This window comes from Hypericibacter sp. (genome assembly GCF_050729195.1).
Lineage (GTDB): Bacteria > Pseudomonadota > Alphaproteobacteria > Dongiales > Dongiaceae > Hypericibacter.
The window spans coordinates 1-7,934 of the sequence record NZ_JBOHKS010000109.1; the positions used below are offsets into that span (position 1 = coordinate 1).

The 7,934-nt window shown below is 65.4% G+C and carries 11 protein-coding genes; 9 read left to right on the plus strand and 2 right to left on the minus strand.

Annotated elements, in window-relative coordinates:
- Positions 1–165: 165 nt before the first annotated feature.
- Positions 166–867 (minus strand): XRE family transcriptional regulator, encoded by a 702-nt coding sequence (locus tag ACREE8_RS08190; RefSeq protein WP_431572493.1) that lies wholly within the window; start codon positions 865–867, stop codon positions 166–168.
- 285 nt (positions 868–1,152) lie between these two features.
- Here ACREE8_RS08190 and ACREE8_RS08195 point away from each other — a divergent pair, with 285 nt between their 5' ends.
- The 9 genes from ACREE8_RS08195 to ACREE8_RS08235 all read left to right on the plus strand — a co-directional run bounded on the left by ACREE8_RS08195 (position 1,153) and on the right by ACREE8_RS08235 (position 7,311).
- On the plus strand, positions 1,153–1,377 hold the full coding sequence (locus ACREE8_RS08195) for a hypothetical protein (protein ID WP_431572494.1): 225 nt from the start codon (positions 1,153–1,155) through the stop codon (positions 1,375–1,377).
- 19 nt (positions 1,378–1,396) lie between these two features.
- Positions 1,397–1,963 (plus strand): hypothetical protein, encoded by a 567-nt coding sequence (locus tag ACREE8_RS08200; protein WP_431572495.1) that lies wholly within the window; start codon positions 1,397–1,399, stop codon positions 1,961–1,963.
- Positions 1,960–2,334 carry a hypothetical protein gene (locus tag ACREE8_RS08205; protein WP_431572496.1) on the plus strand — a complete coding sequence of 125 codons (375 nt, stop codon included), beginning with the start codon at positions 1,960–1,962 and terminating at the stop codon, positions 2,332–2,334. Before ACREE8_RS08200 ends, ACREE8_RS08205 begins: the two co-directional genes overlap by 4 nt.
- Before the next feature lie 50 nt (positions 2,335–2,384).
- The gene (locus ACREE8_RS08210) at positions 2,385–3,584 is read left to right on the plus strand and encodes a terminase large subunit domain-containing protein (RefSeq protein ID WP_431572497.1); all 1,200 of its coding nucleotides are present in this window, start codon (positions 2,385–2,387) and stop codon (positions 3,582–3,584) included.
- Positions 3,585–3,691: 107 nt separating this feature from the next.
- Complete coding sequence (locus tag ACREE8_RS08215; protein WP_431572498.1) at positions 3,692–3,994, plus strand: hypothetical protein; 303 nt, start codon at positions 3,692–3,694, stop codon at positions 3,992–3,994.
- A gap of 19 nt (positions 3,995–4,013) precedes the next feature.
- Positions 4,014–6,125 (plus strand): portal protein, encoded by a 2,112-nt coding sequence (locus ACREE8_RS08220; protein WP_431572499.1) that lies wholly within the window; start codon positions 4,014–4,016, stop codon positions 6,123–6,125.
- On the plus strand, positions 6,122–6,346 hold the full coding sequence (locus tag ACREE8_RS08225; protein ID WP_431572500.1) for a hypothetical protein: 225 nt from the start codon (positions 6,122–6,124) through the stop codon (positions 6,344–6,346). The genes ACREE8_RS08220 and ACREE8_RS08225 overlap by 4 nt, the downstream gene beginning before the upstream one ends.
- 144 nt (positions 6,347–6,490) lie before the next feature.
- On the plus strand, positions 6,491–6,787 hold the full coding sequence (locus tag ACREE8_RS08230; RefSeq protein ID WP_431572501.1) for a DUF1778 domain-containing protein: 297 nt from the start codon (positions 6,491–6,493) through the stop codon (positions 6,785–6,787).
- A gap of 29 nt (positions 6,788–6,816) precedes the next feature.
- Complete coding sequence (locus tag ACREE8_RS08235; protein WP_431572502.1) at positions 6,817–7,311, plus strand: GNAT family N-acetyltransferase; 495 nt, start codon at positions 6,817–6,819, stop codon at positions 7,309–7,311.
- Between the two features lie 133 nt (positions 7,312–7,444).
- On the opposite strand, the gene ACREE8_RS08240 is transcribed toward ACREE8_RS08235, so the two are convergent.
- Positions 7,445–7,852, minus strand: a complete 408-nt coding sequence (locus tag ACREE8_RS08240; RefSeq protein ID WP_431572503.1) for a hypothetical protein — start codon at positions 7,850–7,852, stop codon at positions 7,445–7,447.
- Between the last annotated feature and the right edge of the window lie 82 nt (positions 7,853–7,934).

A 7,934-nucleotide genomic window follows, 5' to 3' on the forward strand; every position in this document is an offset into this window, starting at 1 on the left:
CCAATCCGCCCGCTTCTCAACCCGAATATCCCCAAACAACAAGCTCTCACCCTCGGCAAAATCACACCGAAGACCTTGAATCATATTTACATCCATTCCGGAATCACTTCCGTGAATGCCGTAGCCCGCAGGAGGAGGGGGCGTGAATTTTCTCTGGAGATTGCTTCAGGAGGTCTCGGCGGAGCCGGTGATGCGGTAGAGACGCTTCACGTCGCGGGCGGCGAGGCGGAGGTCTTTCGCGGGATTGAACTGGCGCAGCACGATGAGGTCGTCGCTGCGGCGGAGGAACTGCTTGATGAGGCCCTGGCCGTCGGCGAGCTCGATCGCGACGAAGCAGCCCTTGGTGATCGGCCGGTTGGGATTCACATAGAGCATCTCGCCGGCGAAATAGCGCGGCTCCATGCTGTCGCCATCGACATAGAGCGCGAAGCCATTGGCGACGCCCTGCAGGCCCACGGGCCGCAGCACGAACTCCTTGGCCTCGCCTTCGTTGAAGTAGAATCCGTCCGAGCCGCCCTTGACGGCGCCGAGCACCGGCAGGTCGCGGCCGAGGCCGGGCGGCGCCATCACGAGGTCGCGCGCATTCAGCGCCGGTCCCGATGCAGGACCCATGCGGGGTGCTGGAAGATCGGGCGCCTCGAGGCCGGCCAGGGCCAACAGCTCCTGCGGGTCGATGCCGCGGGTCTCGAACAGCGAGCCCAACTGGCGCGTCAGATCGAGCGGGAGCCAGCGCCGCTTGTAACGGTCCTCGTAATGCTGGTAGCGGGTGAGCGACCAGCCGAGCGCGTCGGCGACCTGGCGCATGGAGAGGCCGGATCGCTCGCGCAATTGTTTGAGCCGCCGGGCGGCTTCCGAGATCTCGCTCATGCGCCACCGATAGCAGGCTTGTGGATAAGTTTCAACCGCAAAATCAGTTGACTTTGCGGTAGTATTTTTGTATAAATGCGTACGCTCGCGAGGGAAGGCCAAACAGCTTCCTCCGCGGGGCCCTCCTTTTCCTTCCGCCCCTTCGAACCCATGACCGACGAGGCTGGCCCGCATCCGGCCGCCCAGGCGCCCCGGCGGCTTGCCCCGGGCCCACAGGATTTCGACCGCTTTTTCCGCTCGCCCAATCGCGTCCCACCCACCGCCATTGCATCACGAGGAGCGCGCATGTCGTCACCCGTCGTCGATTTCCCCCTGTCCGACACGCTGAAACCCACCCAGGCGACGGCCGAGATCGCCAAGGTCGAATGGGAGGATGTGATCGGACTGGGCGTCACGGCCGACGGCGCGTTCGAGGTGATCAACAGCGAAATGACGGCGGAGCGCGCTTTGTGGCTGATCGAATGGGCCAAGCGCTGGGCGCTCGGGCTCGACGAGGAGGAGCTGGACTAGGCCCCCGAGGCGCATCGCCATGGGTGAAACGCCCCGCCGCCGCGGCCGGCCGCGCAAGCATCCGCCGCAGATCGATCCCGGCACGCCCGAGCTGCAGCGTCATCGCATCCTGTTGGCCGGCGCCGCCGACGCGCCGCTGGCCGAAGATCCGCTGGCCCTGATGGTGGCGCGCGGCCTGTTGCAACCGACCCAGGCCCAGGCCGGGCGCTATTATGCCTCGCTCTATCGCCGGGCCGTCGGCCCGCCGCATCTCAGCACCAACGCGCATTATCAGCGTCTCGCCATGAACGCGCCGGCAACCGCCTTCGGCGAGGAAGACGCCGGCGTCGCCGAGGCGCGCCGGCTCTATCGGCTGGGCAAGGAGAAGCTCCTCCAGGCGGGAAGGCTGGTCGCCGAGGCGACGGAGGACCTGGTGGTCTTCGGCGTCAGGCCCGGAATCCTGATGGCGGTGTCTGTCACCGGCCGGAACGCGAGCAAGCGGTCGAAGCCGGCGGTACCGGCCGATGCGCGCTATCGCGCGATCCTCGCTGGGCTGGAAGCGCTCGCCGCCGGTTACGGGTTCCGCGATTCCCATCGCTCGCGATGACGGGCATTCCTTCCAAACCGGGACGCAAATTCAAGGCTGCCGCCAAGCCGTCCGACCTCGATGCCGACCGGGTCCTGCGCGATCTGGCGCAAGGGCACTGCGCGGCTGCGATCGCGGCCCTGGCCGCGGTGGTGAGCGATGCCGAGGCGCCGGCAGGCGCCCGGATCACCGCGGCCACGACGCTGCTCGGCTGGGCCTTCGGGTCCGAGAGCGGTGCATTGCCCGGGAAGGGGCTGGGCGGACGCAAAGCTTCCCATACAGAGCAGGTCGTTCGCCTCGCATGGATGGAACCCAAGACCAGGACGCGGGGCAAGGCGAGGAAGCCGAAGAAGACAACGGGCAAGGGGAAGGGCGGCCAGAGGGCCCCCTGATCACGCTGCCCTATCGGCCGCGGCCTTTACAGCAGGCGCTCCATGAGCGGATGCGCCGCTTCAATGTGGTGGTCTGCCACAGAAGATTTGGAAAAACGGTCCTTTGCGTCAATCACCTGATCCGCGCGGCGGTGCGATGCACGGCGCCGCGTCCACGCTTCGCCTATCTGGCGCCGACCTATCGCCAGGCCAAAGCGGTCGCCTGGGACTATCTCAAGCATTTCACCGGGCCGATCCCGGGCGCCGAGCGCCATGAGGGCGAGCTCAGGGTGGATCTGCCGAACGGGGCCCGGATCACGCTGCTCGGCGCCGACAATCCCGACGCGCTGCGCGGGCTCTATATCGACGGCATCGTGTTCGACGAGTATGGGCAGATGGCGCCGCGCATCTTCGGCGAGGTGGTGCGGCCGGCGCTCTCGGACCGGCAGGGCTGGGCGGTCTTCATCGGCACGCCCCAGGGCCGCAACGGATTCCACGAGATCTATGAGACGGCGCGCCTCGACCGGGACTGGTTCACGGCGCTGCATCGCACGAGCGAGACGGGGCTCATCGCCGAGGAAGAGCTCGCCGCAGCCCGGCGCATCATGACGCCCGAGGAATACGCGCAAGAGTTCGAATGCAGTTTCGAGAGTGCGGTCGCCGGCAGCTATTACGGAAAACTGATCGAGGAGGCGGCCGCCGAGGAACGCATCGGCCAGGTGCCGTGGGATCCGCGGCTGCCGGTGCATACCGCCTGGGATCTCGGGATGGACGATTCCACCGCGATCTGGTTCGCCCAGGCCGCCGGCGCCGAGGTTCGGCTCATCGGCTATTACGAAGCCTCGGGCGAAGGGCTCGAGCATTATGTGCGGGTGCTGCAGCAGCGCGGCTATGTCTATGGCGAGCATTGGTTGCCGCATGACGCCGAAGTGCGCGAGCTCGGGACCGGCGTGAGCCGGGTCGAGACGCTGGCCTCGCTGGGCCTCCGGGCCCGCGTGCTGCCGGCCTTGCGGATCGAGGATGGCGTCAACGCGGCGCGGCTGTTGCTGCCGCGCTGCTGGTTCGATCGCGAGGCCTGTGCCGCCGGGATCTCGGCGCTGCGCCATTACCGGCGGGATTATGACGAGAAGCTCCGCGCCTATCGCTCGCGGCCGGTCCATGACTGGTCGAGCCATGGCGCCGATGCCTTCCGCTACCTCGCGGTCGGGTTGGCGCAGGTGAGGGACGGCGCGCGGGCGTTGCCGAAGCGGGATCGGGGTTGGGTGGTTTAGAGGACTCGAGTGGGCTGAGACCGCGACACCCCCTCCCTAACCTTCCCCTCAAGGGGGGAGGGATAAGAAGCAAGGAAGCGGACACGAAAGTCGAAACGGAGATCGGAATGCGGCAGAAGGTGACGTTGGGCTATTTCGAGCGGGACGAGGCGGGGCGGATGTTGTCGCGCAGCCGCGCGGTGATCATCGAGGCGCCGAGCGGCGACGAGGCCGCGGCATTGGCACTCGCAGAGCATGGGCCCGAGCTGGAGCGTCTGGCGGGCTACGATCCGGGGCAGGCTTCGGGACGTGTGGCGGTGCTGGGGGTCGATACGCCTGCGGCGGATGACGAGCTCTCCTCCGAGGAAACCACGGTGGCGAAGACGAGTGCCCAGAAGTCCGACGTGAAGAAGAACAAGCGTCAGCGCTGATTCGAAGTTCAGGAGATCCATGCTTTCCGAACGCGCGATTCAATCGATCATTCAGACGCGCCTGACCGAGGCGCTGGGGCAGGAATCGAGCGCGCTCAAGGGCGCGCGGATTTCGGCGCTGCAGCGCTATCGCGGCGAGCCGGACGGGCGCGAGCGCGAGGGGCATTCGCAGGTGGTCTGGCGCGATGTCGCCGAATCGGTCGACTCCGTGATGCCGCAGCTGATGAAGATCTTCGCCGGCAGCGAGCAGATCGGGCAGTTCCAACCGCATGGGCCGGAGGACGAGCCCGGTGCGGCGCAGGCGACCGACTATGTGAACTGGATCTGGTCGAGCCAGAACAACGGCCCGATGATCCTGCATCACTGGCTGAAGGATGGGCTGCTGCAGCGCCTCGGCGTCATCAAGGTCTGGTGGGACCGGACCGAGCGGCGCCGGCGCGAGACTTATCGCGGCCTGACGACTGAGGAGCTGGACGCGCTCGAGATCGGCGAAGACGACCGGGTGGTGTGGCAGCAGGATCGCGTCGAGACCATCACCGATCCGATCTCGGGCCAGAGAATGAGCCTTCCGGTCCACGACCTGGCGATCGACCGGGTCGAGGAGGAGGGATGCGTGCGGATCGCCGCGATCCCGCCCGAGGATTTCGGCTGCGACCCGCGCGCCGTCTGCGACGAGGAGATGGCGTTCGCCTTTCACCGCTGCCGCAAGACCGTGTCCGACCTGATCGAGATGGGCGTGCCGAAGGCGAAGGCCTTGTCGCTGCAGCCGGGCGACGACGATCTCGATACCGAGAAATCGGCACGCCGGCATCCGGATCAGGATGACAGCTTCGGCGATGGCGAGGCCAATCTCGATCCGGCCATGCGCTCGGTCTGGGTGGCCGAATGCTATCTCAAGCTGGATGAGGACGAGGACGGGATCGCCGAGTGGCGCAAGATCACGGTCGCGGGACCGTCATCCGGCGTCGAGATCCTGTTCGACGAGGAGGTGGACGGGCATCCCTTCTGTTCCTGGACGCCCTTTCCGACGCCGCACAAGCTGGTCGGCGAAAGCCTCGACGACAAGGTCGGCGACATCCAGGAGGTCAAGACGGCGCTGATGCGCCAGGTCCTGGACAATCTCTACCTCACCAACAATCCGGGGCTGGGCGTCACCGAGCGGGTCAATCTGGGCGATGCGCTCGATCGCGAGATCGGCGGCGTGGTCCGGGTCGAGGACCAGGCGGGTCCGGTCGGCAATCACATCATGCCGATCACGGTGCCTTTCACCGCGGGCGCCTCGCTGAGCGTGATGGAGTATATCGACCAGGCCAAGGAGATGCGCACCGGCGTCAGCCGGATGACGCAGGGGCTCGATGTCGACGCCATCAACAAGACCGCGACCGGCGTCAATGCGGTGACGAATTTCAGCCAGGAGCGGCTCGCCTTGATCGCGCGGGTCTTCGCCGAGAGCGGGCTCAAGCGCGCCTTCAAGAAGACGCTGGAGCTGGTCTGCAAATATCAGGACAAGGCCAAGATCGTACGGTTGCGCAACCGCTGGGTCCCGATGGATCCGCGCGCCTGGTCGGACCAGATGGATTTCACGGTGACGGTCGGGATCGGCACCGGCAACAAGGACCAGATGCTGGCGCATCTGCGAGCGATCCTGGCGCTGCAGGTGCAGGCGATCCAGTTTCAAGGCGGGGTCCAGGGGCCGCTCGTCACACTCCAGAACATCCATAACACGCTGTCGCGGCTGGTCGAGAATGCCGGGCTGAAGGCGCCGGAGCTGTTCTTCGCCGATCCGGCGGCCGCACCGCCGCCGGCACCGCCCGCGGCATCGCCGCCGCCGGCTCCCGATCCGCGCGCGATGCTGCTGCAGGCGCAATTGCAGATCGAGCGGGCCCGGGCGCAAGGCGAGATGCAGCTCGCGGCGATGAAGGCGCAGGCGGAGATCGAGCTGGAGAAACAGAAGGCCGCGGCGCAGATCGAAATCCAGCGCATGAAGGCGGAAGCCGAAGCGGCGCTGGCGCGGGTCAAGGCCGGGCTCGAGCATGAACGCAAAAGCGCGGAGCTGGGGGCCGAGGCCGAGCTCGAGGCAGCCAAGGTCGCGCTCGGGACTGGCGATGGCGAGCTCCGGAGCGTGTCGTGAATCTCGACCGGGCCCGGCGCGTTGCCGCCCTGCTGGACGACCAGGATGTGCGCGAGGCCTTCGAGCGGATCGAGCGCGACATCCTGGCGGAGTGGCGAGGCGCCATCGACGCCGAGAAGCGCGAGGAATGCTGGCACGATATGGGCGCGCTGATGCGGTTGCGGGCGCGGCTGAAGGGATTTGCAGGGGATTTACGGAAGGAAAGTCCAAGCCGGACCTAATATTATCGTTCCGTATCAACGAGTAGGCGATGATTTCGGCTTGTTCAATGTATTGACACTGTATACACATTTACCTATATATTGTTCGAGGTTCAGCCGACAGATCGCATGAACGACCTGTCCGGAAATCACGGAGACCTAGCCATGACGGCGGCCTTGAGCAATCGAGCGCGATCTCGCCGAGACACGACGATCAATCTTCGCGCATCGAGCCAGACGCGCGATACCATCGACCGTGCCGCGGCTGTTGCCGGTAAGTCTCGCAGTGAATTCATCCTTGAAAGCGCTCAGTTGCGCGCGACCGAAATCTTCCTCGATCAACGGCGTTTTGAATTGGATGACAAGCGATTCAAGGCTTTCATGGGAGCGCTCGAGGCGCCTGCGAAGCCTTCTGCGGAGCTGCGCAACCTGCTGGCTCATAAGGCGCCCTGGGAGACGTGATCGTTGACGTCGCTTAGGACGGCAGTTCGATGACCACGGCTCCTGAATTGCTGTCCGAAGGACATGATCTCTCAGACTTTTATTCCGGCCAGCCGGCGCTGGATGACTGGCTGAAAAAGCAAGCTCGCAGCAGCGAAGGCAGGACGGCACGAACCATTGTGGTTTGCGACGGATCCCGCGTCGTTGGCTACTATTGTCTTGCAGCGGGGATGGTTGCCCGGGGGCACCTTCCCAGCGCAAAGCTGCGAAAAAACGCTCCTGCCGAAATCCCGGTTGTGATTCTCGGTCGGCTTGCCGTCGACGAGAAGTTCCAACAGCACGGCATCGGCAAAGGCTTGTTGAAGGATGCGATCCTCCGATCGCTCCTGGCAGCGAGCACGGTTGGCGTCCGCGCGATGCTGGTGCATCCGATCAATGACAAAGCCGCAGCATTCTACGCCCGGTTCGGATTTTTGAGTTCCGCGATCGGCCCGGAGACCATGATGTTGCCGATTGAGACGGCTGCCGCAGCACTGCCGACATAGCGGCTCAAGGGATCTGCGAGAGCATTCGAGGAAGAGCGCGGTGAGGGGCGATCCGATGAGGTAGAGGCGAGCTCGGCCGCATCCCTCCCCCTACCCCCTCCCGCAAGGGGAGGGGGCTTGATTTTCCACTCGATCAATAATGCGAGCAGCCGCTGCCTTTGTTGATGCAGGCGATGTTGGCTTGCGCGTTCTTGAGGTCGTAGTCGGCGTAGTAGTTCGTGCTCGCGATCATTTCCTTGCGGTCGTGATCGGAGAGGTCGGGGTTCTTCTGCAGCACCGTCGTGTGGCAGCCGCGCCAGTCTTCGATCTTCGACATGTAGCTGTTCATCTCACCGAGGCAGGACTGGCGGTCAGGGGCTGAGGCGCCGTGGAGAATCACCTGCAGGGTGCAGTCGGGTTCTTCAGGTGGCCGGCTCGCCTTGCACATGTCCGGTATCGCCGTGGGCGGCAGGCTGGCCTGCTGGGTGCCGGAGCAGGCGGCGAGCAGCGTGCTGGCGAGGATGGCGAGCGCGGACAGGCGTCGAGCGACGTGAGATGACATCGGCTGGAATTCCCCCTGGCCCGCAGCGTCGCGACAGTGCGACTGCGGGTGATGGGTCCGAGACTACCCCTCCCCCTACCCC

Bases quoted from the DNA above. Each gene is read 5' to 3' on its own strand.
- ACREE8_RS08190 (WP_431572493.1), bottom strand. From the start codon at position 867: ATGAGCGAGATCTCGGAAGCCGCCCGGCGGCTCAAACAATTGCGCGAG.
- ACREE8_RS08220 (WP_431572499.1), top strand. From the start codon at position 4,014: ATGCTTTCCGAACGCGCGATTCAATCGATCATTCAGACGCGCCTGACC.
- ACREE8_RS08195 (WP_431572494.1), top strand. From the start codon at position 1,153: ATGTCGTCACCCGTCGTCGATTTCCCCCTGTCCGACACGCTGAAACCC.
- ACREE8_RS08230 (WP_431572501.1), top strand. From the start codon at position 6,491: ATGACGGCGGCCTTGAGCAATCGAGCGCGATCTCGCCGAGACACGACG.
- ACREE8_RS08235 (WP_431572502.1), top strand. From the start codon at position 6,817: ATGACCACGGCTCCTGAATTGCTGTCCGAAGGACATGATCTCTCAGAC.
- ACREE8_RS08210 (WP_431572497.1), top strand. From the start codon at position 2,385: ATGCGCCGCTTCAATGTGGTGGTCTGCCACAGAAGATTTGGAAAAACG.
- ACREE8_RS08215 (WP_431572498.1), top strand. From the start codon at position 3,692: ATGCGGCAGAAGGTGACGTTGGGCTATTTCGAGCGGGACGAGGCGGGG.
- ACREE8_RS08240 (WP_431572503.1), bottom strand. From the start codon at position 7,852: ATGTCATCTCACGTCGCTCGACGCCTGTCCGCGCTCGCCATCCTCGCC.
- ACREE8_RS08205 (WP_431572496.1), top strand. From the start codon at position 1,960: ATGACGGGCATTCCTTCCAAACCGGGACGCAAATTCAAGGCTGCCGCC.
- ACREE8_RS08200 (WP_431572495.1), top strand. From the start codon at position 1,397: ATGGGTGAAACGCCCCGCCGCCGCGGCCGGCCGCGCAAGCATCCGCCG.